The sequence below is a fragment of the Dehalococcoidia bacterium genome, assembly GCA_040902535.1.
Taxonomy (GTDB): domain Bacteria; phylum Chloroflexota; class Dehalococcoidia; order DSTF01; family JACRBR01; genus JBBDXD01.
The window spans coordinates 12,571-34,467 of record JBBDXD010000011.1 but is presented as its reverse complement, the minus strand read 5'-3'; the positions used below and the strand labels follow the sequence as shown (position 1 = coordinate 34,467).

23 protein-coding genes and 1 tRNA gene are annotated in these 21,897 nt (G+C 65.6%); 15 read left to right on the top strand and 9 right to left on the bottom strand.

The window, feature by feature from the left end:
• The first annotated feature begins 364 nt into the window (after positions 1-364).
• From WEB52_05935 to WEB52_05905, 7 genes are all read left to right on the top strand, one after another.
• Positions 365-2,755, top strand: a complete 2,391-nt coding sequence (locus WEB52_05935) for an endonuclease MutS2 (GenBank protein ID MEX2225972.1) — start codon at positions 365-367, stop codon at positions 2,753-2,755.
• 161 nt (positions 2,756-2,916) lie between these two features.
• Entirely contained in the window at positions 2,917-3,843 is a 927-nt protein-coding gene (gene cofD, locus WEB52_05930) for a 2-phospho-L-lactate transferase (GenBank protein MEX2225971.1), read from the top strand.
• Between the two features lie 5 nt (positions 3,844-3,848).
• Positions 3,849-4,508 (top strand): 2-phospho-L-lactate guanylyltransferase, encoded by a 660-nt coding sequence (gene cofC / locus WEB52_05925; GenBank protein MEX2225970.1) that lies wholly within the window; start codon positions 3,849-3,851, stop codon positions 4,506-4,508.
• A complete protein-coding gene (locus WEB52_05920) occupies positions 4,508-5,110 on the top strand; it encodes a nitroreductase family protein (GenBank protein MEX2225969.1) in 603 nt (200 codons plus the stop codon). The genes cofC and WEB52_05920 overlap by 1 nt, the downstream gene beginning before the upstream one ends.
• Positions 5,111-5,204: 94 nt before the next feature.
• On the top strand, positions 5,205-5,444 hold the full coding sequence (locus tag WEB52_05915; protein MEX2225968.1) for a DUF2630 family protein: 240 nt from the start codon (positions 5,205-5,207) through the stop codon (positions 5,442-5,444).
• Positions 5,445-5,471: 27 nt separating this feature from the next.
• Positions 5,472-6,002 (top strand): SET domain-containing protein-lysine N-methyltransferase, encoded by a 531-nt coding sequence (locus WEB52_05910; GenBank protein MEX2225967.1) that lies wholly within the window; start codon positions 5,472-5,474, stop codon positions 6,000-6,002.
• A gap of 81 nt (positions 6,003-6,083) precedes the next feature.
• The gene (locus WEB52_05905; protein MEX2225966.1) at positions 6,084-6,632 is read left to right on the top strand and encodes a YdeI/OmpD-associated family protein; all 549 of its coding nucleotides are present in this window, start codon (positions 6,084-6,086) and stop codon (positions 6,630-6,632) included.
• A gap of 140 nt (positions 6,633-6,772) precedes the next feature.
• Here the strand turns inward: WEB52_05905 and WEB52_05900 are convergent, their stop codons facing one another.
• The 5 genes from WEB52_05900 to WEB52_05880 all read right to left on the bottom strand — a co-directional run bounded on the left by WEB52_05900 (position 6,773) and on the right by WEB52_05880 (position 12,065).
• The gene (locus WEB52_05900; protein ID MEX2225965.1) at positions 6,773-7,984 is read right to left on the bottom strand and encodes an NAD(P)/FAD-dependent oxidoreductase; all 1,212 of its coding nucleotides are present in this window, start codon (positions 7,982-7,984) and stop codon (positions 6,773-6,775) included.
• Positions 7,985-8,179: 195 nt separating this feature from the next.
• On the bottom strand, positions 8,180-9,055 hold the full coding sequence (locus WEB52_05895; GenBank protein ID MEX2225964.1) for a hypothetical protein: 876 nt from the start codon (positions 9,053-9,055) through the stop codon (positions 8,180-8,182).
• A gap of 63 nt (positions 9,056-9,118) precedes the next feature.
• Positions 9,119-9,547, bottom strand: coding sequence for a hypothetical protein (locus WEB52_05890; GenBank protein MEX2225963.1), 429 nt, complete (start codon positions 9,545-9,547; stop codon positions 9,119-9,121).
• A gap of 318 nt (positions 9,548-9,865) precedes the next feature.
• Positions 9,866-10,786, bottom strand: coding sequence for a neutral zinc metallopeptidase (locus WEB52_05885; protein ID MEX2225962.1), 921 nt, complete (start codon positions 10,784-10,786; stop codon positions 9,866-9,868).
• 1,108 nt (positions 10,787-11,894) lie between these two features.
• On the bottom strand, positions 11,895-12,065 hold the full coding sequence (locus tag WEB52_05880) for a hypothetical protein (GenBank protein MEX2225961.1): 171 nt from the start codon (positions 12,063-12,065) through the stop codon (positions 11,895-11,897).
• Between the two features lie 749 nt (positions 12,066-12,814).
• Between WEB52_05880 and WEB52_05875 the strand changes: the two genes are divergently transcribed.
• Genes WEB52_05875 through WEB52_05865 form a run of 3 tightly spaced genes read left to right on the top strand, consistent with a single transcriptional unit; the run spans position 12,815 to position 14,334 of the window.
• Positions 12,815-13,117: a hypothetical protein gene (locus tag WEB52_05875; GenBank protein MEX2225960.1), complete on the top strand. Its 303-nt coding sequence runs from the start codon at positions 12,815-12,817 to the stop codon at positions 13,115-13,117.
• 15 nt (positions 13,118-13,132) lie between these two features.
• On the top strand, positions 13,133-13,735 hold the full coding sequence (locus WEB52_05870; GenBank protein MEX2225959.1) for a recombinase family protein: 603 nt from the start codon (positions 13,133-13,135) through the stop codon (positions 13,733-13,735).
• On the top strand, positions 13,732-14,334 hold the full coding sequence (locus tag WEB52_05865; protein ID MEX2225958.1) for a recombinase family protein: 603 nt from the start codon (positions 13,732-13,734) through the stop codon (positions 14,332-14,334). Before WEB52_05870 ends, WEB52_05865 begins: the two co-directional genes overlap by 4 nt.
• Positions 14,335-14,377: 43 nt before the next feature.
• Here the strand turns inward: WEB52_05865 and WEB52_05860 are convergent, their stop codons facing one another.
• The gene (locus WEB52_05860; protein ID MEX2225957.1) at positions 14,378-14,683 is read right to left on the bottom strand and encodes a hypothetical protein; all 306 of its coding nucleotides are present in this window, start codon (positions 14,681-14,683) and stop codon (positions 14,378-14,380) included.
• 69 nt (positions 14,684-14,752) lie between these two features.
• A tRNA-Asn gene (locus tag WEB52_05855) sits at positions 14,753-14,827 on the bottom strand.
• A 120-nt stretch (positions 14,828-14,947) separates the two neighbouring features.
• Here WEB52_05855 and WEB52_05850 point away from each other — a divergent pair.
• From WEB52_05850 to WEB52_05830, 5 genes are all read left to right on the top strand, one after another.
• The gene (locus WEB52_05850) at positions 14,948-15,160 is read left to right on the top strand and encodes a hypothetical protein (GenBank protein MEX2225956.1); all 213 of its coding nucleotides are present in this window, start codon (positions 14,948-14,950) and stop codon (positions 15,158-15,160) included.
• A gap of 156 nt (positions 15,161-15,316) precedes the next feature.
• Entirely contained in the window at positions 15,317-16,486 is a 1,170-nt protein-coding gene (locus WEB52_05845) for a nitronate monooxygenase (GenBank protein ID MEX2225955.1), read from the top strand.
• A 9-nt stretch (positions 16,487-16,495) separates the two neighbouring features.
• Complete coding sequence (locus WEB52_05840) at positions 16,496-16,723, top strand: type II toxin-antitoxin system HicB family antitoxin (protein MEX2225954.1); 228 nt, start codon at positions 16,496-16,498, stop codon at positions 16,721-16,723.
• 236 nt (positions 16,724-16,959) lie between these two features.
• A complete protein-coding gene (locus tag WEB52_05835) occupies positions 16,960-18,240 on the top strand; it encodes a CoA transferase (protein MEX2225953.1) in 1,281 nt (426 codons plus the stop codon).
• 16 nt (positions 18,241-18,256) lie between these two features.
• Positions 18,257-19,504: a CoA transferase gene (locus WEB52_05830; protein MEX2225952.1), complete on the top strand. Its 1,248-nt coding sequence runs from the start codon at positions 18,257-18,259 to the stop codon at positions 19,502-19,504.
• A 24-nt stretch (positions 19,505-19,528) separates the two neighbouring features.
• On the opposite strand, the gene WEB52_05825 is transcribed toward WEB52_05830, so the two are convergent.
• Together WEB52_05825 and WEB52_05820 are read right to left on the bottom strand one after the other, a co-directional pair.
• Positions 19,529-20,359 (bottom strand): DUF262 domain-containing protein, encoded by an 831-nt coding sequence (locus WEB52_05825; protein ID MEX2225951.1) that lies wholly within the window; start codon positions 20,357-20,359, stop codon positions 19,529-19,531.
• A 19-nt stretch (positions 20,360-20,378) separates the two neighbouring features.
• A complete protein-coding gene (locus tag WEB52_05820; protein ID MEX2225950.1) occupies positions 20,379-21,872 on the bottom strand; it encodes a class I SAM-dependent DNA methyltransferase in 1,494 nt (497 codons plus the stop codon).
• Positions 21,873-21,897: the final 25 nt, after the last annotated feature.

The window sequence follows — 21,897 nt, the reverse complement described above, 5'->3', positions numbered from 1 at the left end:
ATTATCCCGGAGGACGCTCATTTAGACTGGATCAGTTTTCGGGGGGCAGGTCACCGCGTACCGCGACATGTCCGGCTCATACTACTGGTGGATACCGTGTAGCACGTCTAACGGCTGCCCTGCAGGTGGTAGTGCGGACCCCGGCGGACATGGCCATAATTGAGAAAATCTCGTCCCACCAAGCCCATGCACGTACATTGCCGGTAAAGCCATGGGCAGTTCGACCGGCGCTTTCGTAAGCACAGTTCTGAATCATAGCCTTACGACGCAGGTACAAGCCGTCGTTCCCCCGAGGTTGCGATTCGAATTCACTCACGACCGACGACGGCTAGCGCGTGCCGCGTGCCGCTACACTTCACCCACCATGGACGCTCACGCGCTACGGACACTGGAGTTCGACAAGATCCTCGCCCGCCTGGCGCGGCACGCGGCATTTTCCGGCGGCCGCGAACTCGCGCTCGCCCTCGAGCCTTCGACCGACTACGCGACGGTCCTGAAGCGCCAGCGCGAGACCGCGGAGGCGCGACGCCTGCTGCAGATGAAGCCGCGCACGGGCCTCCAGGGCGCGCACGACGTGCGGCCGCTGGCGGAGAAGGCGGAGCGCGGCGGCATCCTGCTGCCCGAAGACCTGCTGAACGTGGCGTCCACGCTGGAGTGCGCCCGCGACCTCAAGTACGCCATCGGCAAACTCGACGAGACGCTGCCGCTGCTCGCGGACTCCGTCTCCGTCATCGAACCGCTGGCGCGGCTGATCGAAGACATCAACCGCAGCATCAACCAGCGCAGCGAGGTGACGGACCAGGCGAGCCCGGCGCTCGGCTCGATCCGGCGCGAAGTGCGCACGCTGCACGACCGCCTCTACCAGCGCATGCAGGAGATCCTCGCGACGAACGTCTCGAAGGGCGTGGCGCAGGAGCCGATTATCACCCTCCGCGACGGTCGTTATGTCATTCCGATCAAGCAGGACTATCGCGGCCAGCTCAAGGGCATCGTCCACGATGTTTCCAGCAGCGGCGCCACCGTCTGGATGGAGCCGCTCGCCGTCGTCGACCTGGCGAACCGCTGGCGCGAGGCGCAGCTCGAAGAGGAGCGCGAGGTCGAACGCATCCTGCGCGCGCTCAGCGCCGAGGTCGGCGCCGCGTCGTACAGCATCACGACGAACGTCGACGTGCTCGCGCACCTCGACCTCGCGCTCGCGAAGGTGCGCTTCGGCGACGAGATCGACGCGCCGGAGTTGCCGTACGAAGGCGACGACCAGCCGTGGATCGTCGAAGCGCCCGAGCAATTGCACATGGTGCAGGCGCGGCACCCGCTGCTGAAGAAGCCCGTCGTCCCCACCACAATCACGGTCGGCGGCCCGTACCGGGTGCTCCTGATTACGGGTCCGAACACCGGCGGCAAGACGGTCGCGCTGAAGACAGCCGGGCTGCTTTCGCTGATGGCGCAGGCGGGACTGCCTGTGCCATCGGACCGCGGCACGAAGATCCCCGTCTTCCAGAGCATCTTCGCCGACATCGGCGACGAGCAGAGCATCGAGCAGTCGCTGTCGACGTTCAGCAGCCACATGACGAACATCATCAGCATCCTCGACACCGCCGGCCCGAAGAGCCTCGTGCTGCTCGATGAATTGGCCGCCGGCACCGACCCCACCGAGGGCTCGGCGCTGGCGCGCTCGATCCTCGGCGAACTGCTGGAGTTGCGGGCGCTGGCGATCGCGACGACGCACCACGGCGAACTGAAAGCGTTCGCGCACGCCACCGAAGGCGTGATCAACGCCTCGGTCGAGTTCAACGTCGAGTCGCTCTCACCGACGTACAGGCTTTCGATCGGTCTGCCGGGCCGCAGCAACGCGCTCGAGATCGCGCAGCGGCTCGGCATGCCGCGCGAGATCATCGAAGACGCGCGCGGCTCGATCGCGCCCGAGCAGCGCCACGTCGAGGAGATGCTGTCGGACATCCACCGCGAGCGCGAGCACGCCGCATCATCGCGCCGCTCCGAAGAGATCGCCCGCCGCGAGGCGGAGGAGATCCGCGAGCGCCTCGAAGCCCGCCTCGACGACGTCGAAGACGAGCGCGAGCGCATCCTGCGGGAGGCGCGCGAGGAAGCGGGCCGCGAGATCGAACAGGCGCGCGCGCGACTCGCCGAAGCGGAGCGCGACATCGAAAAGCACAAGCTGGTCGAGGCGGCGGCGAAGCTCAAGCAGGCCGCCGATGAAGCGGCGAAGGCCGCGGAGCGCGCGCATCGACGCCGCCCGCGTCGCGAGCCGCGCGTCGCGAAGGTGCCGGCCGGCCCGCCGCCCGAATCGATCCGTGAAGGCGACCTCGTCTGGATCCGCGGCATGGACCGCTTCGGCGAAGCGCTTTCGGAGCCGGACGCGAAGGGCGAACTCCAGGTACGCCTCGGTCCGCTGCGCAGCCGTATCAAGCTCTCACAGGTCGAACGCGTGCAGCGTCCGGCGCCCAGCAAGGCGCACGGCGCCGTGACGATCACCGCGCCGGCGCCGGTCGACGTGCCCGTCGAACTTGATCTGCGCGGACACACCGTCGACGAAGCGATGCCGCTCGTCGAGCGCTACATGGACGATGCGTTTCGCGCCGGCTTGCCGTGGACACGCATCATTCACGGCAAGGGCACGGGCACGCTGCGCCGCCAGGTGCGTGACTTCCTCGCGAAGCACCCGCTCGTCAAGTCGTACGAAGAAGCGCGCCTCGAAGAGGGCGGCGAAGGAGTCACGATCGCGCATATGGCTGTTTAGTTGTCAGTTGTAAGTCATCAGTTTTCAGTAGTGCCAGCATTGAGATCGGCGGCGCGTTACGGCGAACCTCACCCCCCGACCCCCTCTCCGTCAGGCGGAGAGGGGGAGCTACCGAGTGTTGATTGCGGTGCGTCCGAGACATCGCCGATGGAAAGCGGAACGTGAACGTCACCGTGCTGGCCGGCGGCGTCGGGGCGGCGCGCTTCCTCGAAGGCCTTGTGCAGGTCATGCCGCAGGAAGACATCACCGTCATCTCGAACATCGGCGACGACGAGGACTTCTTCGGGCTGCGCGTGTCGCCGGACATCGACATCGTCATCTACACGCTTGCCCACGCCGTCGATGCGGAGCAGGGCTGGGGGCTCGCCGGCGAGACGTACAACGCGCTTGGCGCGCTCAAGCGCTTCGGGTACGACACGTGGTTCAACCTCGGCGACGCCGACCTGGCGACGCTCGCGCATCGCACGCAGATGCTGCACAAGGGTGCGTCGCTTTCGGACGCGACGCGCTCGATCGCGGAAGCGTTCGGACTGGACATGACGATCCTGCCCGTCACCGACGACCGCGTGCGCACGATGGTCATGACGGACGCCGGCGAGTTGTCGTTCCAGGAGTACTTCGTGAAGCGCCGCACCCAGGACGACGTGGTGAGCGTGCGCTTCGACGGCATCGACGTCGCGCGGCCGGCACCCGGCGTGCTGCCCGCGATCCTCACCGCCGATGTCATCGCGGTCGCGCCGAGCAACCCGGTCGTCAGCATCGGGCCGCTGCTGGCGGTGCGCGGCGTCCGTGACGCGCTGAACCAGACGACGGCGCGCGTCATTGGCATCAGCCCGATCGTCGGCGGCAAGACGATCAAGGGGCCGGCGGACCGCATGATGGCCTCGCTCGGCATCGAGCCCAGCGCGGCGGGCGTGGCGAGAGCCTACGCGGATTTCCTGGAGGTGCTCGTGATCGACGAGGTCGACCGCGCCCTGGCGCCGGAAGTCGAAGCGGCGGGCGTGCGCGCCGTCGTCGCGCAGACGATCATGCGCGGGCCGGACGAAAAGCGCGCGCTGGCCGAAGTCACGCTCGGCGCGGTTCAATGAGTGCCATGCGCGGCGCCCTGATCCCCATGAAAGACCTGGCCGGCGCGAAGATGCGCCTCGCCGGCGTGCTCGACCGCGAGGCGCGCTCCGAACTGGCGCTCGCCATGCTCACCGACGTCATCACGGCATGTCGCGAAAGCGCGTGCTTCGACCTGATCGCCGTCGTGAGCAGCGACAGCGAGGTCTTCTGGCACGCCCGCGAACTCGGCGCCAAGCCGCTCGCCGAGCCTGCGACGCTCAGCGGCCTCAACGACGGCCTCACGTTCGCTCAGCGCTACATGGCGCGTCGCGTCGCGGTCGCGGAGTTGACGATCCTCCCCGCCGACATCCCGCTCGTCCGTGCCGACGACATTCGCGGCGTCGTCGAAGCGCTTGGCGATGCGGGTGCGCGCGCCGTCATCGTCCGCGCGCGTGACAACGGCACCAACGCGCTCGCCATGCGCCCGCCGGAAGCGCTGCCCATGCGCTTCGGCGTCGATAGCGCCGAAGCGCACATCGCCGCCGCCGCGCAGGCGCAGGTCGAGATCGTCGAACTGACGAACGAACGGCTGGCGTTCGACGTCGACGCCCCCGAGGACCTCGCCGCGCTCCCCGGCTTGCCGCTCGGCGCCGCGACGGCCGGCTGGCTCGAAGCGCGGGCGCATTACGCCGCGCAGGCGCGCTGATGGACGTCATCGAGGCGATTCGCACGCGCCGGTCGCTGCGGCAACTCGCCGACCGCCCCGTGCCGCACGACATCATCGACGATGTGCTGCAACTCGCCGTGCTGGCGCCGGCGCCGCACCACACGCGGCCATGGCGTTACGTCCTCGTGCTGCCGCGATCGCGCCCGAAGCTCGTGCAATTCATGGGCGAAGCCTGGCGCGCCGACCTCGAGCGCGACGGCCATCCGCCGGCCCTCATCGATCGCCTGCTGCGCAAGTCTGAGCGCCAAATCACGTCCGCGCCCGCGCTCGTGCTCGCATGCCTGACGAATGAAGGCCTGCGCGCATGGCCCGATGAGCGGCGCGCGCGCAACGAGTGGGCGATGGCGCAACAGTCGATCGGCGCCGCGATGCAGAACATGATGCTCGCCGCGCACGCGACGGGGCTGGCGTCCTACTGGATCTCGGCGCCGCTCTTCGCGCCGGAGGCGTGCCGAGAGGCGCTCGATCTTCCGGAGGACTACGTCGCGCAGGCGTTCATCGTGCTCGGCTATCCCGCCGAGGCCGCGGCGCCGAAACCGCGTCCGGACGCGGACCTCTCGCGCCTCGTCATCGAGCGCTAATTGAAACGCACTTGCAAGTAAGCCGTCTTCCCGCGAAGCTGTAGCCCGCTGGCACGCGGGCCTATGCTGCTTTGAAGACTGCTTCGAGGTGCACATGGACGACAAAGACCTTCTCGCCACGATCCAGAGGTTGGTGGATGAGGAGCACGCGCTGCTGGAAGAGACGAATGCCGAGGCCGCGCCCGAAAGGCACGAGCGGCTGGACAAACTCGAGGTCCAGCTCGACCAGTGCTGGGACCTGCTCCGCCAACGGCGCGGCAGGCGGCACGCGGGGCAAGATCCCGATACCGCACGCGTGCGGGATCCGAACACAGTCGAGCGATACGTGCAGTAACGCAGTTCTGGAAACGACAGCAGCAGCGTGCCGAAGACCAAGATTCCTGCAGCGGCGTGGGCACACGGCGTCCTCTCCGATAACGGCCTCCTCGAAGTGCGACGCTCTCCCATGCAGGGTATGGGCGTCTTCGCGCTGAAGCGCATCCGTAAGGGCGCGCCCGTCATCGAGTACCTGGGCGAGCGCATCACGCCGCGCGAGTCCGACCAGCGCTACGCGCGGCTCGCGAATCCGGCGCATACCTTCTTGTTCACGGTCGATGACCGCCTCGTGGTCGATGCGACGTGGAAGGGCAACGTGGCCCGCTACATCAACCATTCCTGCGAGCCCAACTGCGAGTCCGTGATCGAGCGGCGTCACATCTGGATCAAGGCGATCCGCACCATCGAGGCCGATGAAGAGCTGACGTACGACTACAACCTCGACCTGCCCGGGCGCCGACCGAAGGGTTGGCGAGAGTCCTATGGCTGCCGGTGCGGCGCCGCGGGCTGCCGGGGCACGCTCCTCGCCCCGACGGAGGCCGAACTCAAGAAGAACGGCGCCAACGGCCGCAAGTAATCCGATCGCTGGCGTCCGCCGCTTCCCGCGCTCGTCCCCTGCGGCTTGATCCGCCGGCGCTCGTTCATCCACGATACGCGCATGGAACTCGGCGAGACGCTGTACGCCAAAGACCGTCGCGCGTGGCGCAAGTGGCTCGAAAAACACGCCGCGACCGCGAAGGAGATCTGGCTCGTCTACTACACGAAGGCGAGCAACAAACCGTCGATCCCGTACAACGACGCCGTCGAAGAGGCGCTGTGCTTCGGCTGGATCGACAGCAATCTCAAACCGCACGGCCCCGAAAGCCGCGCCCAGCGCTTCACGCCGAGGCGGCCTAACAGCCCGCTCTCCGAGCTAAACAAGGAGCGCGTCCGCAGGCTCATCGATGCCGGCAGCATGACACCCGCGGGGCTAGCCGCCGCCGGCGATCTCGACACAAAGTTCGTGATCCCGAAAGACATCCTGCGCGAGTTGAAGAAGGACCGCGAGACCTGGGAGAACTTCCAGCGCTTCCCCGAAAGCTACAAGCGCATTCGCATCGGCTGGATCGTCGGATCCATGAAGCAGCGGCCGGAGGAATCCGAGAAGCGCCTGCGCTACTTCCTGAAGATGACCAAGCAGAACAAGATGTACGGCATGGTGCGATGAACGTGCGGGAGCTTCCCGCTGCCCACTCCCGTTGGCGCGGGCCGACTTCCGGCCGCGGACCTTCAGCCCGCGAGCGCAACTGCGCGCAAGCCCGTCCTGTGACGCGGTGTCGGCGGATCGATTGAACCCGCCGGAAGTCGCTACGAAGGCGCGCCGGCCGATGCCATGATCTTCCCGATGTTCGCCGGATCCATGAACGCCGGGAGCGGCAGCGACCCGGTGAGAGCGGAGAAGAACTGGTCCGTCGCCTCCTGGCTGCTATGCAGCGCTCCAAACAGCGCCTGCATCTCAGGCGGCGGCGGCTCCAGCGTCGCCAGTTGGCACGTGAAGTGATAGATGGGCATCGCACGCTCGTTCCGGCGCGTCTCGTAGTCTGCCAGCGCGTCCATCAACGGCAGCGATCCGGAGAATCCTGCGTCGATCGCCTCCGTCAGATTCTCGGCATCGATGAACGAGTCGCTGATGCCCTGCGCGGTCAGTGGATCCTTGTCATATCCGGCGTCGCCGACGAGCGCCCAGCCGGATCCGAAGGGACGGCGGAAATAATTGGCAACGCCCGCAGTGCCGGCCCAGTTCTCTTCGCGCCGGGCGCCCGCCAGCCGCTCTTTGAGACGAGGGATCTTCCCGTGCACCTGCATGAAGTTGCCTTCGATGTCCGTGCGAATCTCCTGGAACCTCTTGCACTGCCAGGCGGTTGCGACGAGCGTCAGGTCGTCGTGCGTGGGGAAGTACGCGGCGCCTTCGCACGGCAGCACGTACTGCTCGATGTCTTCCGCGTCGACGCCGCTGAAGTAGCTGTAGTAGAAGGTGATCAGCGGCGGCAGCGTGTTGTACTCCGGCGCCTGTACGGCCTTCGCCACGAACGAGTGTGCGCCGTCCGCCCCGACGACGATGCGCGCCTGCTCCTCGACGGTCTCGCCGTTTCGCGCGTGTCCGCGGATCCCGACGACCGCGTCGTCGCGCCAGATCAGGTCCGTGACGCTGAACTCGTCGCGCAATTCGGCGCCACTCTCGACCGCGGCATCCACCAGCAGCTTGTCGAGCACGGTGCGCCGCGGACAGAATCCTCCTCTGCCGCCGTTCGTGTCCCTGACGCCGCCCTTGAGCGCGAACGGCCCGACGTCGAAGATCATCTTCAACCCGATCGGCGGGCAGCCCGTCGCCGCGAGCCGATCCCACAGACCCCAGCGGTCCATGACCTCGGCGCCGTGTGGCCAGATCACGTGCGTGGAAACCGTGTCGCTCGGGAACGTCGCCTTATCCAGCAACAGCACCCGGTAGCCCTTGCGGGCCAGCAGCATGGCGGTCGGAGAGCCCGCGCATCGCGAGCCAACGATAATTGCGTCGTACATATCGACCTCCTGCGAACGAGAACACATGATACTGCCGCCAGCGCCGCTCTGGACGCCGAGACCACTACTTTTGTGCGTTACAGGGGCGAATCATTACAGCCAGCGAAACTGGGGCCGGTCGCGAAGGCCGGTCGCTCCGCCGCCCGACCGCAGGCGCCGGCGGCTAAGCTCGGGCGCCAGGCGGCCGCGCGAACGCTACGGCGGGTCTTCTTGAGATTCCTCGGGCGTGGGACTCGGTGTAGACGTGGCGGTCGGCTCCGCGGCCATCGTGTTCGTGGGCGCCGGCGTCGCGCTCTCATCGCCGGCGGGCGATGACGGCGTGACCGTCGCAGACGCGGTCGAAGTCTCGTCCGCCGAGTCCGGGGTATCCGATTGAAGTGGAGCGTCTTCCGCAATGCCATGATGCCCGTGCTTGTCGTCGTCTCTCTCGAGCGTGATCGTGGCACGCGCCAGCGACGGATGGCGCAAACACAGCGCAGAATGAATTGAGACGCGGATCTTCGCTTCGAGGTCCTCCGCGGCGGTCCAGCTTGCGAGCATGTGGATGCGAAGCGCCACGCTCACCTCGCCGCGCGGCGCGATGTCGCCGATTGCGAGCGTAGCGGAGCCGGGCGCACCGCCGATCGCCCACGTCGCGCCTCCCGGGAGATCAACGCGATCGAGGTAGGTTGCTCCCTTCGTCGTGTCCAACGCCAGCACGACGTCGACCGCGTAGCTCTGGCTGCCGCTGTTGCGCAGCTTGAGCACGACATCGAACGGACCGTCGCCGTCGCGTTTGATCTCGTCGGGCCGGAACTCGAGGCTCGCATCGGCGACGGCGCCGCATGCGCGCGGCGTCGCGGTTTCCGTGGCGGTCGCCGTGCTGGTGGCGGTAGCAGTCGCCGTAGGCGAAGCGGTCGATGTCGCCGCGATGGCTGGCGTCGACGTCTGCGTCGGCAGGCTGCCCACGCCGAACGGCTCGGGGTCGGACACGCCCGTGACGTCATACGCCGCCAGCACCACGATCGGAATCGCAATGACGAGCAGCAGCGGGAGCAGGTAGCGAGCGCCTCTGCGCAGGAGTGTTGGCATCGAACGGTCCCTGACGGGGGCGCGATGAGCGGCTCGCGCCCCCGTGCAGAACTCTCCTGATGGCTACGGCATGGTGCCGGTTGCGGTCGCAGTCACGAGGAGGCCGGCGTTGCCTTCGCAACTTGGGTCGGCGTTGCCCATGCTGACGCCGACGACGACGCCTACAGAAGCTCCCCCGGCCAACGCGATGGGCGTCGTCCAGGGAGTCGTCGTGAAGGCGCATAGCCCGCCGTCATTGAACGTCAGGTCGACGGTCAACAGCGACACGCCGACGGCGTTCGGGTTCGTGACGAGGACGTCGACGGACCGGCTTTGACCCGGCAAGATGCCACTCAGGTCACTTTCGTCGGGGTCGGGGCTGAGGTTCGCGGCCGAGCCGGACGTGAAGCCCTGGCCGCCGGAAGAACCGGTGACGTCGTAGGCCGCCCAGACGGCAACGGCGCCACCGACGAGCGCCACCATGGCGGCCGCGATGAGAGCGTACTTACGCATGTGGTTACTCCTCTTTGTCTACGTTGCGGGGCGTCAAGGTACGGTTAGACTCGGGGCCACCCCCTTTCCCGGAATCCATCCGACACCCGCAACCGAACGTGAATCATGAGTAAACTATGCGGGCAGCGTGGCTCGCCTAAGGACTCCGCTGCAGATGCACCCTGCGGGTCACATCCGCAGGGTGTACATTTGCTCCCAAGTTTCGCTATTTCGAGCGTATCAGAAGCGCGAGATGGCTACCGTGACACGATCATCAGTTGGTGTCAAGCGAAATATTTACACAGGACGGCGGCCGCGGACGGCGCTGTACACCCCGGCTCAGATATCGCCGCGGAAGGTGTCGCAGTTGCCGGCTTCACCGGAATCGAACCCGCGCCGGAACCACTCCACACGCTGCTCCGACGATCCGTGCGTCCACGTCTCCGGGTTCACGTCGCGACCCGCCTGGCTCTGAAGCCGGTCGTCGCCGATCGCCGAGGCCGCCGTCAGCCCTTCCTCGAGGTCGCCCGACTCCAGGAGTTGCCGCTCGTACGTCGACTGCCCCCACACGCCCGCCAGACAATCGGCCTGCAACTCCTGCCGCACCGATAGCTCGTTCGCCACGTCCGGGTCCTCCGACGAGCGCTGCCGCACCTGCGTGCTGATCCCGGTCTGGTCCTGCACGTGATGCGCGATCTCGTGCGCGATGACGTACGCCTGCGCGAAGCCGCCGGGTGCGCCGAACCGGTTGTGCAGATCGTCGAAGAAGCCGAGATCGAGGTAGACCGTCTCGTCGAGCGGACAGTAGAACGGCCCCACATCGGAGCCGGCCGTGCCGCAACCCGTGTCGACGGCATCGCGGAACAGCACGAGCGTCGCGGGCTCGTACGTCATCTCCGCTTCAAAGAACTTCTCGTCCCACATCGCCTGCACGTCGTCCAGCACGAACGACACGAAGTCGACGAGTTGCTCCTCCTCCGCCGACGTCTGCGGCAGCGCGCCGGGCTGAGCATCCGGCTGCACCTGAGGGATCGTGTCGAGCGGCGAGTCGAACCCGAAGCCGCCGCCGCCGCCGCCGGACACGCACATCTGCAGCACCAGCAAGAGCACGACGAGCAGGATGCCCGTCGCGCCGCCGCCAAGCCCGACCGGCAGCGGGATTGGCATGCCGCCCGCGCGGCCGATGCCGCCGCCGCGCGCACGCTGTCCGCGCCGGTCTTCAAGGTTCGAGCTGCGGCGCTTGGGGAATGCGATCTTCATGCGTCAAGCATGGCGCACCGGTGCCGCTTCGAACAGTCGCGAGACGATCGAAGGGTGTTGCAGCGACATCTAAAGGGTTAGTGGCTCCCCGGGCAGGATTCCGGGCCTCTACTCTGCACACACGTTCTGAACGTGAGAGCCGGTCAATTCTACAAGGGTGCCCAGTTTGGTGCTCATCAGCACGCGCACGCCAAGGCTTAACGGGTGAATCTACTCGCCGCCGTCCAAACTCTGTTTCCCCACCTGCGGGTAAACAACGCGGTCGAGGCCCAATCGCTAGCGCCAGTCGCGCTCCACAGAGTGCCGGGCTGCATGTCACGCGTGCCAGAAGTCAGCCCGATGTCAGAGCGGCATCATGGCAGTTTCCCCGGTGCGACGCCGAGCATCCGGTTAAGAACTATCGGAATGGGACAAATCATTACGTGGCGTGCAGCGTTCGGTGCGGCACGCGCTACGGGCGCAGGCGCTCGCCGCAACAACGGGAGGCCCATCGGATCGACCCCGACTCGCCGTCCGCCTCCCAGCGATGACGCTTGGAAATCGCGACAGGTCACGGCCTGCCGATGACGCAGGGCCTCCGGCCTCCGCCGCAGCGACGGCGATACCGGAGTAGACGCTACCGCTTCGGCACGTGACGGATCTCGCGCTCGACGATCCGCTCGACGAGCGCCACTCGTCGTCCGGCTCCGGCAGCTCGAACGGCCCCGTGTACTTCTGCACCTGCAGGTGCAACTCGGTCAGCATCGCTTTGGCCTCGTCACCCGATCTCGGACTGAGGATGCAGCACGTCCTCGCCGTCGCCAGGTCGGAGCAGTTGCTCCGGGCCGCCGTAGGCTCACGGCCACGCACGGAAGTCAGCTTGGAACTGCTGGTGCCGACCCGATCGCCTTGTGGCGTTGTTCAGGGAACTGCTAGCTAACGTTCCACCCCGAAGCCGCGCCTAGTAGGCGCGCTACGGCAATGTCGAGCACCAAAGCCGTCACGACAGGACGATCCCAGACGACGAAGGACACCCTGCCGGATGTAGTCTGGGATCGCTAGGCAGCGGTCACCGAGCCGCTCGCATCGTTCATCAGTCCGATAGCGTGTTCATCGACGATGGCAGCATTTAATCCGCGCGCAGCGCACTAGTTCGGTCCGCCGCGCAAGTCGACGTGTCCTCGAACTCGCTCGTCGGCTGGACCACGTAACACACCCTGCAAATGCGCCCCAGCTTGAACAGGAGCCAGATATGCCGCGCGGTCGAATTGGGCTTCAGTGGCGTCGTCGGCGTCGTCATCAGGTCCTCCTGAATCGAACACAAAAACACCGGACGGAAGTCTGCTATGGATGCGTTTCGATCCTAGATCGACGAGGGTGGCCACCGCAAGAACGCACCTCGTCAATGGTGCAGTCGAGTGACCGCCTCACCGAAACGGCCCGGCTGAGGGGTGCGGAACATCCGGTCTCCCACGCCGTCAACGTGAACGTCGGACGCCGTCGTGCCAGCGCAACGGCAGCAGCCCTGAGCGCCCTGGCGCCGGTGGTTCCAGTGGCTTGTATCCAACCACCGCAGTCTGTTTGCTGTTCGATAGACGCCGGAACGACGCATATGCGCCGCGAGCGCATCGCGCGCGATAGTGTGAGCTTGGCCGACGTGCGCCACGCGAGCGATCGCTGTTGGCGCCTCGGTGCGGGAGCGGAGGGTCGCCGTGCGCACACGCGGCGGCCTCATTTCTTACCCGTCGACGCCACGCCGGGAAATTGCATCACTATCGCGAGAGAGCGGTGCAATCGTGCTCACGTCGTTGCGACTTCTCGGCTCAGACTGCGCGCATCCGCGACCATGCCAATCGCGAGCCACGCAACAGGTGTGCAATCGTTTCCGGCCGCCTGCGGACGGGTTCATACACCCTCGTCGTAGTCCGCCCCTAATAGCATCTCTAATTGCTGGCAGTCCCGCCGCGCGCGTGGTTTTCGGTTGTAAGGGCCGGCATGCCTGCCTAGGATGGAGCGAAACATCTTTCATTCTCCAAAGGAGGAGGCTTCATGAACAAAGGAGACACGTACGGCCAAGGACGGGGCTTGGATAAGGCCCGCCTCGCGAAGGACACGGAGACGATGGTTGGCAACAGTGTCGCCACAATCTTGGCTGTGGTGGCCGGGATCGTGGCGGTGATAGGACTGCTCACCGGATTTGACGCTATCAATGTCGAAAATCCGTTCGAGAGCGGCCTGCTGTGGCTTGCAACTGCTATCGTCGCAGGACTTTGTGCCAACGTCTTTCGACGTGAGCACCACATTCTCGATGAGGACGAAGTGCGGCGGGGCGAGGTCGGAAGCCGGCGCTGACAACACGTACGAAACCTGCGGGGGGCCGAGTTCGTCGCAGAACTCGGCCCTTCATTTGCGGCTCTGCGTGCCGCGGGCTGCTCGCGCCAACCGAAAGTAGAAGCTACCGCGTCGGCACGTGACGGATCTCGCTGCAGCGGCTGCGCGCGCACATCGACTACAAGTTCACAGCCTGCCGCGAGGACTGGAACGAAGCGGCGGTCTACGAGCTCAAGGCGATCTCCGGCAAGGACGCGTTGCGCAGCCACGATATGCAGCGGCTCTTCGCAGACATCGCCGCCGGGCGCATCGCCACGGTCGGCCTGCACGGCGCTCGACCGGATCAGCCGTTCCGTCGCGGACTTCCTGAAGTTCTTCGAGGTGCTCAACCAGTACGACGTGGAGTTCGTCTGCCTCAAGCAGAACTACGACACCACGAGCCCGCAGGGGAAGTTGTTCATCACGATCATGATGGCGCTCGCCCAGTTCGAGCGAGAGCAGGCGGCAGAGCGAACGCGCGATGCGACAGCTGCGCGTGCCGATCGCGGTCTGTGGAACGGCGGTCAGCTGTTAGGCTACGACCTCGACGCAAACGCAAGGGGAACCTCGTACCCAATGCGGACGAAGTCGCTCTGGTGAACTTCGCCTTCGACAGCTACCTGGCGTCAGGATCGATCAAACTGACGATGCAGGCACTGAACAGCCGCGGCTATCGCACGAAGTCGTACACCTCTCGCAGGGAACGCCACCACCCCGGCAGCGCGTTCACGACGTCATCGACGCAGTACCTCCTGAAGAATCCCGCCTACATCGCCAAGAAGGAGATCAACAAGTCGGCCAAGGTGCGCGGCAAGCGCGAGTACAAGATGGTCGACGCGATCTGCCGGCCGTCGTCGATGTCGCAAGTTCGAGGCCGTCCAGCGCCTGATGAAGTCAAATGGCAAGTCGAACCACAACGGGGCTTCACCGACGCGCCACACGTACGTGCTGAGCCAGGGACTCCTGCACTGTGGCCGCTGCCATACTGCGATGGAGGGGCGGAGCGGCACGGGACGGGGCGGCGTCAAGTACTTCTACTACGTCTGCCTCCGCGACGGATGCTCGTTGAAAGTCACGGCACCGGAAGTCGAAGACGCCGTCCTCGCGCGGCTGCGAGAACTGGCATCCGAAGATGGGCTGCTGGATGCGATCGTCGCGCAGACGAATCGGCGCCTGGCAAAGGAATTGCCTTCCCTTGAGGCGCGCCGCAGGAGCCTCGACAAGAAGCTAATCGACGTCCGCTCAATGGCGGACAAAGTGGTCGGGGAGTGGTCCAGCATGGACGCGGAGGCTGGACGCCGCTTCCTGGCCGACAAGCTCTCGCAGCTCTCCGGTCAGCGGGGTGAGATCGAGGAAGCCATCGCTGAGGTGGACGTCGCTCTCACCAGCGTTCGCGGTCTCGTCGTCGAGGCGGAGACGGTTCGGGGCGCGCTGGCGGACATGCACGCGGTCTACGAGCAACTGAAGCCATTCGAGCGCAAGGAACTCATGCGGCTCGTGCTCAACCGCGTGGAGGTCAACGAGCGGCAGATCGTGCTGGAGATACACGGAGGGATATCCGCCGGATTGGCCCAGACCCCGATCAGAAAGAGCGCCTCGCGCTCTGTGGTACCAAACTGGCTCCCCGGGCAGGACTCGAACCTACAACCCATCGGTTAACAGCCGATTGCTCTACCATTGAGCTACCGGGGAATGCGGCCCCCTATCGTATCGAACGGTGTGCCAGCCCCTCAAGCTCGACGTCAACAGCGGCGCCTAACCACCACCGTCGCTATACTCGCGGCGATTTCCGCGCGATTCCAGGAGCGTCGCATGCCAGTGCAGTGGAACAAAGTCGCCCCCTACATCGAGGCGGGGCTGGCCAACGAGGGCCGCATCGAACGGTCCGGCATCGTCGACAAGGCGTACGACGACGCCGCCGATGACGACGTCGTTGACGCGATCGATGGGCTCGGATCGCGCATCTTCATGACGGTCGACGAGGCGAAGCAGTTCCTGCTCTCCACCGGCCTGGTCGAGGAGTGACTCCTTCGTCTCCATAGGACGCGGCATACCAGGATCGCGCTCGTCTTGATCGCAAGCTCACGAGCGGGCTAGAGTGCCCTCACCGTTACGTCAGGTGCCACGCGCTCCCGACGGACGCCGGGCGCACGGTCGAGCGCTCGTGAACATGAGGTGAACATGGGCCGGCCCGTCCTGCGCACGCGTCTCTGCGACATCCTCGACATCGAGTACCCGGTGATCCTTGCGGGCATGGGCGGCGTCTCGACGGCCGAACTCGTCGCCGCCGTCTCCGAAGCCGGCGGCCTCGGCATCGTCGGCGCCGCCACTATGCCCGCCGACGAGATCGAGCGCCAGGTGCGCCGCATCCGCGACCTCACGTCGAAGCCGTTCGGCGTCGACATCCTGCTGCCGTCCGGCGTCGCCGCGCCGCAGCAAGCGCCGCCGAACGGCGAGCAGCGAGAAGCGCCGAAAATCCCCGCGAACCTGCGCGACGTGCTGCCGCCGCCGTACCGCGCGTTCATCGAGAGTGCGGAGAAGGAGTTTGCGCTGCCGCCGAAGAAGGACCCGCAGGAAGAGATGGGCGCGGGCATCCGCCGCGTCGGCTTCGGCGGCAACTTCTCGAAGAGCCAGGTCGATGCCATTCTCGAACTGAAGGTGCCGGTCTTCGCCGCCGGGCTCGGTAACCCCGCCCCGTACGTCGAAGCCTTCCACGCGAACGGCTCGAAGGTGATCGCGCTCGTCGGCAACGTCAAGAATGCGCGACGCGTCGCCGATGGCGGCACCGACGTCGTCGTTGCGCAGGGCACGGAGGCCGGCGGCCACACCGGCCGCATCGGCACGATGGCGCTGCTGCCGCAGGTGATCGACGCCGTCGCGCCGACGCCCGTCTGCGCCGCCGGCGGCATCGGCGACGGCCGCGGCATCGCCGGCGCCCTCGCGATGGGCGCGGACGGCGTCTGGGTGGGCACGGCATTCCTCGTATCGCGCGAGGCATCGTGGCCGGAACTGCTCAAGCAGCGCATCATCGACGCGACGGAAGAGGACACGCGCGTGACGCGGCTCTACAGCGGCAAGACCATGCGCAACATCAACAATCCGCTGATCGAGTACTGGGAGTCGCAGAAGCTCGACGCGCTGCCCATGGGCATGCAGGGCATCATCTCCGGCGAAATCATGTCGGGTGCGCGCGAGGCCAACAAGCTCGAACTGCTGATGAACCCCGCCGGCCAGATCTCCGGCATGCTGCACGAAATGCGTCCCGCGAAGGAGATCCTGCAGGACATGGTGCGCGAAGCCGCGCAGATCATGTCAGAAGGGCTCAGCAAGCGCGTGCAGGCGAGCGTCTAGGAGATAAATATGGAGTACCTGCTCGTTATTCATTCGGCTGAAGAAGGCGGGTACTGGGCGGAGGTTCCGGCGCTTCCCGGTTGCTTTACTCAGGGAGAGACGCTGGACGAACTTCTAGCCGAGGCTCGCGACGCGATATCGTCCCACATCGAGGCGCTGCGGGAGGACGGGCAAGCGATTCCCGAGGAACAGATCGTAATCGCGACGGTCCATCTTCCAGAGCCGTCTGCGGCCTGAAGTAGTGCGTGAACTGCGGAACGTTCGTCCAGAGACCGCTGTGAAAGCCTTCGAACGCGGCGGTGGCGTTACGCGGCAGGGTAAGGGCTCGCACATGAATGTAAAGATGCCGAACGGTCAGCTTGTTTCGATATCCAAAGTCGGGGAAAGCATTGAAGAGAGGCCTATTGAAAGCATTGATTCGAAAAGCTGGGCTGACTGAGGAACAATTCGCGCAGCTGATGAAGGCGTGACGCATGACTGCGGCCGCCCTCGACGACATCCGCGTGCTCGACCTCTCCGGCGAGATCGGCGTCTACGCCACCAAGCTCCTCGCCGACCTCGGCGCAGACGTCATGCGCATCGAACCGCCGGGGGGCGATCCGATGCGCATGATCGGGCCGTTCTTCGGCGAGCGCGCGTCGCCGGACCGCAGCCTCTACTTCTGGAACCTCAACACAAACAAGCGCAGCATCACGCTCGACATCACGAAGCCGGAAGGCCGCGCCGTCTTCGAAAAGCTCGTGCGCAGCGCCGATGTCGTGGTCGAGACGTTCGAGCCGGGCTACATGGAGTCCCTCGGCCTCGGCTACGGCCGCCTTTCGACGATCAAGCCCGACATCGTCATGACGTCGGTGACCGCCTTCGGACAGGACGGCCCGCACGCGCACTACAAATGGTGCGACATCGTCGGCGTCGCGATGAGCGGCATGATGACGCTCGCCGGCGACAAGGAAGACCCGCCGAACCGCCCGTACGGCAACCAGGGCTACATCGGCGCCGCGATCCAGGCGGCAGCCGGCACGCTGATGGCGATCGTACACCGCGACAACAGCGGCGAAGGCCAGCACGTCGACGTCTCGATGCAAGAAGCGCTCTCCATCAACCAGGAGACCGCCATGCAGACGTACGACATGATGAAGGCGATCCGCACGCGCACCGGCGCCCGCGGCGCGCTGCCCATCGACATCCCCGGCATCGGCGTCTATGAGTGCACCGATGGCCAGGTGTTCGCGTATCTCGGCACGCCCGGCGGCGCGCCATGGACAGCGATGCTCGACTGGATGACGCGCGAAGGCATGGCGGAAGACCTCAACGACGAGCCGTACCGCGAGTTCATCGGCAATCTCAACCTGTCGTTCCTCACGGGGCTCGTGCGCGAACCGGAGAAGCTCCCGGAACGGCTGAAGATCATGGCCCACCTGTACGAAGTGTTCGCGAAGTTCTGCGCGAGCAAGAGCAAGTGGGACCTGTACCAGGAAGGCCAGCAGCAGCGTCTCATGTTTGGCATCGTCTCGACGCCGGAGGACCTGGTGAAGAACCCGCAGTTACAGCATCGCCAGTGGCTGCAAAAGGTCGAGCACGAAGAGATCGGCGCGACGGTCGCGTACGCCGGCCCGCCGTACCGGCTGTCGGAGACGCCGTGGGCGATCCGGCGGCGGCCGCCGCTCCCCGGCGAACACACGATCGACGTGCTGTTCGAAGCCGGCTATTCGACCGAACAGATCGATGAACTGCGCGCGAAGGGCGCAGTCTAGGCAGGGAGCAGCGAATGTGAGCGACAAGCAGCAGCCTCTGTCTGGCCTGAAGGTCGCCGACTTCTCGTGGTTCGGGGCGGGGCCGATCTGCGCGAACAACCTCGCTGCTTTCGGCGCGACCGTCGTGCGCGTCGAATCGGAGGCCCACCTCGACGGCCTGCGGCTGGTCGGGCCGTTTCCGCCCGACAAGAACACGTTCAACGTCAGCGGCTACTTCAATAACTACAACGCCGGCAAACTCGGCCTGACCCTCAATCTCAACACCGAACTCGGCATGGACATGGCGCACCGGCTGATCGCGTGGGCCGATGTCTTCATCACCAATCACACGCCGCGCATCATCGAAAAGTGGCAACTGGGGTACGAGCAGGTGCGCGCCCTCAACGAGAACGTCGTCGCCGTCTACCAGCCCATGCAGGGCTTCGATGGCCCGCACAAGTACTTCATGGGCTTCGGCGCCGTGCTCGGGCCGATCACCGGCTACAGCCACCTCAGCGGCTTTCCGCATCGCGCGCCGATGGGCCTCGGCACGAACTATCCCGATTACGTGATCAATCCCGGCCACACGCTCGTCGCGATCCTCGCGGCGCTGCGCTATCGACGCAAGACCGGCAAGGGCCAGTGCATCGAACTGGCGCAGATCGAATCGTCGGTGGCGCCGCTCGCGCCTGCCGTCATGGACTACGCGAACAACGGCTGCGTGCAGGGCCGCCAGGGCAACCGCCTGACGCACGCCGCGCCGCACGGCGCCTTCCGCTGCAAGGACAACGAGTGGAACGGCCAGCCCGAAGAGCGCTGGATCGCGCTCGGCGTGTTCGACGACGCGCAGTGGCGCGCGTTCGTCGACGCCATCGATGCGCCGACGTGGGCGACGGACGCCGCCCTTGCGACGCTCGACGGCCGCAAGCAGCGCGAGGACGAGATCGAACAGAAGATCGGCGAGTGGACGCGCGACCGCACGGCCGAAGAGGCGATGGCGCTGCTGCAGTCGAAGGGGGTGCCTGCGGGCGTCGTGCAGAACGCGCGCGACATGCTCGAGAGCGATGAGCACCTGAAGGCGCGCGGCTACTACGTCTACCTCGACCACCCCGAAGCTGGCCACAACGCCTACGACGGCCCGCCGTTCCGCCTGTCGAAGACGCCCGGCGAACTGCAGGGGCCTGCGCCGATGCTCGGGCAGCACAACGAGCAGATCTGCAAAGACATCCTCGGCATGAGCGACGAACAGATCGCCGACGCGATCGTCGCGCAGGCGTTGTATTAGCGGGTAGTCCTCAGTCGTCAGTTTTCAGTCGTCAGTTTTCGCGTGGGCTGTAGGCGCGCTGTGCTTGAGTCCGGCGCTGCCGGTGTCGGGCGGCGCCAAACCAGCGCCTGTGGCAGGCACACATACCTGCTGTCCTGGCGGCGGGTTCGCGGGCGGTGACAGCGACGGCGGGCTCAGCGGCAGATCAGCCGGTGGCGGACTGGCGGGCGGCGGGCTCAGCGGCACTTCTTGCAGCGCGTTCACGCCTGTCGCGGATGGCGGGCTCTGCGGCCATGGATCGGGCGACGATCGCGGCGGACTCTGCGGCGTGATGTCGTCTAGGTTGGGCGGCGGGCTCAGTGGCGTGGCCGGGTCGACAGGGATGATGGCCACCGGCGGGCAGAATGGCGCCGGCGGCGGGCTGTCGGGCGTGGGCAGCGGAAACTCCGACGCATCGCTGCCGAAGAGCTGGCCCATCGACGGGTACCAGTGCACGTCGTACGTCACCGCGTCGCCGATGACGACCTGCTTGTTGAAAAGGCAGTCGTCGTCGATTTCCTCTGCGAGGGCAGGCTGACCATGGCTCTTTGCCCGGTCTCTGACTGCCGCGAGCACTAAGAACAGCGTCGTTAGACGCTGCTGGCCATCGATGAGCATGAACTTGGTGGAGTACTCGGGGGAATCTTCCAGAGGTTGAGTAACGATCGCACCGATAAAGTGGCTTCGTGGTGCGGCCAACGCGTAGATCTCCAGAATGTCATCCCAGAGGCGTTGCCAGTTCTCCTCCTGCCAACTGTAGGTTCGCTGGAACAGCGGCACACGATACTGGATCTTGCCGTTCAGTAGTTCCTGAAACTTGACTTCGCCGGCCTTCATGTTGCCTCCCCCATGCAACTCATGACATCAACGCCGCGCTGACCAGCAGCTCCTTCAGCCGCTCCTCGGCCGCGTACGCCTCGTCGAGCTTTATCTTGAGATTGGCGATGACCTCCAGCACCGTAATGGTCTGCTCCTCGACTACGGGCTCCACGTAAAGGGAGATGTTGAGATTGAAGTCGTTCTGCGCGACATCCTTTGTCGCGACGACCTTTGCAGTGCCAGGAACATCTTGGTAGTCGCGGTACCAGCCGTAGATGCGCTCGACGTGCTCGGGTTCGAGCGTGTTCTGATTGCGGCCCTTCCTGAAATCTTTCGACGCGTCGACGATGAGGATCTTGCCGCGCCGCTCGTCGGCCTTGCGCATGCGGAAGACCAGGATGCAGGCAGCGAGCCCGGTGCCGTAGAACAGGTTCGGCCCGAGACCGATCACCGCTTCGAGCTTGTCGGAGTCGATGATCTTGCGACGGATCTTGCCTTCAGCAGCCATGCGGAACAGCGCGCCGTGGGGCAGGACGACGGCCATTCGTCCGTGCGGTGCCGCCATCGACATGATCATGTGCTGCACCCAGGCGTAGTCACCGCTCTTGCGCGGTGGTAGTCCGGCGAAGTTGCGCCCGTAACGGTCATTGCTCCAGATCTCGTCGCCCCACTGTTCAAGCGAGAACGGTGGATTAGCGATCACGCAGTCGAACTGCGAAAGCAAGTCGCCGGAATAGAACGCCGGCTCGCGCAAGGTGTCGCCGCGGACGATCTTGAAGTCCTCGACGCCGTGCAGGAACAGGTTGATCCGCGACATCGCTTCGTTCGTCAGGTTGCGGTCTTGTCCGAAGAGCTTGCCCCAGAGGAGCTTTACGTCGCCGCCGGCGTCCTTCACATGCGCGATGGCGCCGAGCAACATGCCGCCCGTCCCACACGCGGGGTCGTAGATGGACTCGCCTTCCTGCGGGTCGAGGATATTGACCATCAACCGCACGATCGGTCGCGGTGTGTAGAACTCGCCGGCCTTGCGGTTCGTGGCGTCGGCGAACTTCTTGATCAGGTACTCGTACGCCTGGCCGAGCACGTCGGTCTGCACCGCAGCGTTCGAGAGGTTGATCCGCGAGAAGTGTTCCATCAGGTCGTTGAGGAGCTCGTCGGAGAACCGCTCCTTGTTCGCCCACTGGGCATCGCCGAACACGCCGTACAGAGTGCCGGGGTTCGCCTTTTCGATCTCCCGCAGCGCATGCAACAACGCCTGTCCGACGTTCGTCGTCCGCTCGCGCACGTCGTTCCAGTGGCATCCGTCGGGTATCTGGAACCCGTGATTCTCCGGGAACGACGCGAAGTCGAGGTCACCACGTGACTCCTGCTTCGCCTCTTCGAACTCCTCGTCGTAGACGTCCGAGACCCGCTTGAAGAACAGCAACGGGAAGATGTACGTTTTGAAGTCGGCAGCATCGACCGGCCCGCGCAGGATGTTCGCGGACTCCCAGAGGTGCGATTCCAGCTGGTCGATGGTGTAGTTGTTCACGGGCCCCGCCTACCGTGTGCCGATT

What these genes read in the sequence shown, in the direction of transcription:
- WEB52_05900 (MEX2225965.1), bottom strand. Translation starts at nt 7,984, where the DNA reads ATGTACGACGCAATTATCGTTGGCTCGCGATGCGCGGGCTCTCCGACC.
- WEB52_05850 (MEX2225956.1), top strand. Translation starts at nt 14,948, where the DNA reads ATGCCAGTGCAGTGGAACAAAGTCGCCCCCTACATCGAGGCGGGGCTG.
- WEB52_05840 (MEX2225954.1), top strand. Translation starts at nt 16,496, where the DNA reads ATGGAGTACCTGCTCGTTATTCATTCGGCTGAAGAAGGCGGGTACTGG.
- WEB52_05845 (MEX2225955.1), top strand. Translation starts at nt 15,317, where the DNA reads ATGGGCCGGCCCGTCCTGCGCACGCGTCTCTGCGACATCCTCGACATC.
- WEB52_05885 (MEX2225962.1), bottom strand. Translation starts at nt 10,786, where the DNA reads ATGAAGATCGCATTCCCCAAGCGCCGCAGCTCGAACCTTGAAGACCGG.
- WEB52_05915 (MEX2225968.1), top strand. Translation starts at nt 5,205, where the DNA reads ATGGACGACAAAGACCTTCTCGCCACGATCCAGAGGTTGGTGGATGAG.
- cofC (MEX2225970.1), top strand. Translation starts at nt 3,849, where the DNA reads ATGCGCGGCGCCCTGATCCCCATGAAAGACCTGGCCGGCGCGAAGATG.
- WEB52_05935 (MEX2225972.1), top strand. Translation starts at nt 365, where the DNA reads ATGGACGCTCACGCGCTACGGACACTGGAGTTCGACAAGATCCTCGCC.
- WEB52_05905 (MEX2225966.1), top strand. Translation starts at nt 6,084, where the DNA reads ATGGAACTCGGCGAGACGCTGTACGCCAAAGACCGTCGCGCGTGGCGC.
- WEB52_05880 (MEX2225961.1), bottom strand. Translation starts at nt 12,065, where the DNA reads ATGACGACGCCGACGACGCCACTGAAGCCCAATTCGACCGCGCGGCAT.
- WEB52_05920 (MEX2225969.1), top strand. Translation starts at nt 4,508, where the DNA reads ATGGACGTCATCGAGGCGATTCGCACGCGCCGGTCGCTGCGGCAACTC.
- WEB52_05890 (MEX2225963.1), bottom strand. Translation starts at nt 9,547, where the DNA reads ATGCGTAAGTACGCTCTCATCGCGGCCGCCATGGTGGCGCTCGTCGGT.
- WEB52_05825 (MEX2225951.1), bottom strand. Translation starts at nt 20,359, where the DNA reads ATGAAGGCCGGCGAAGTCAAGTTTCAGGAACTACTGAACGGCAAGATC.
- WEB52_05875 (MEX2225960.1), top strand. Translation starts at nt 12,815, where the DNA reads ATGAACAAAGGAGACACGTACGGCCAAGGACGGGGCTTGGATAAGGCC.
- WEB52_05895 (MEX2225964.1), bottom strand. Translation starts at nt 9,055, where the DNA reads ATGCCAACACTCCTGCGCAGAGGCGCTCGCTACCTGCTCCCGCTGCTG.
- WEB52_05835 (MEX2225953.1), top strand. Translation starts at nt 16,960, where the DNA reads ATGACTGCGGCCGCCCTCGACGACATCCGCGTGCTCGACCTCTCCGGC.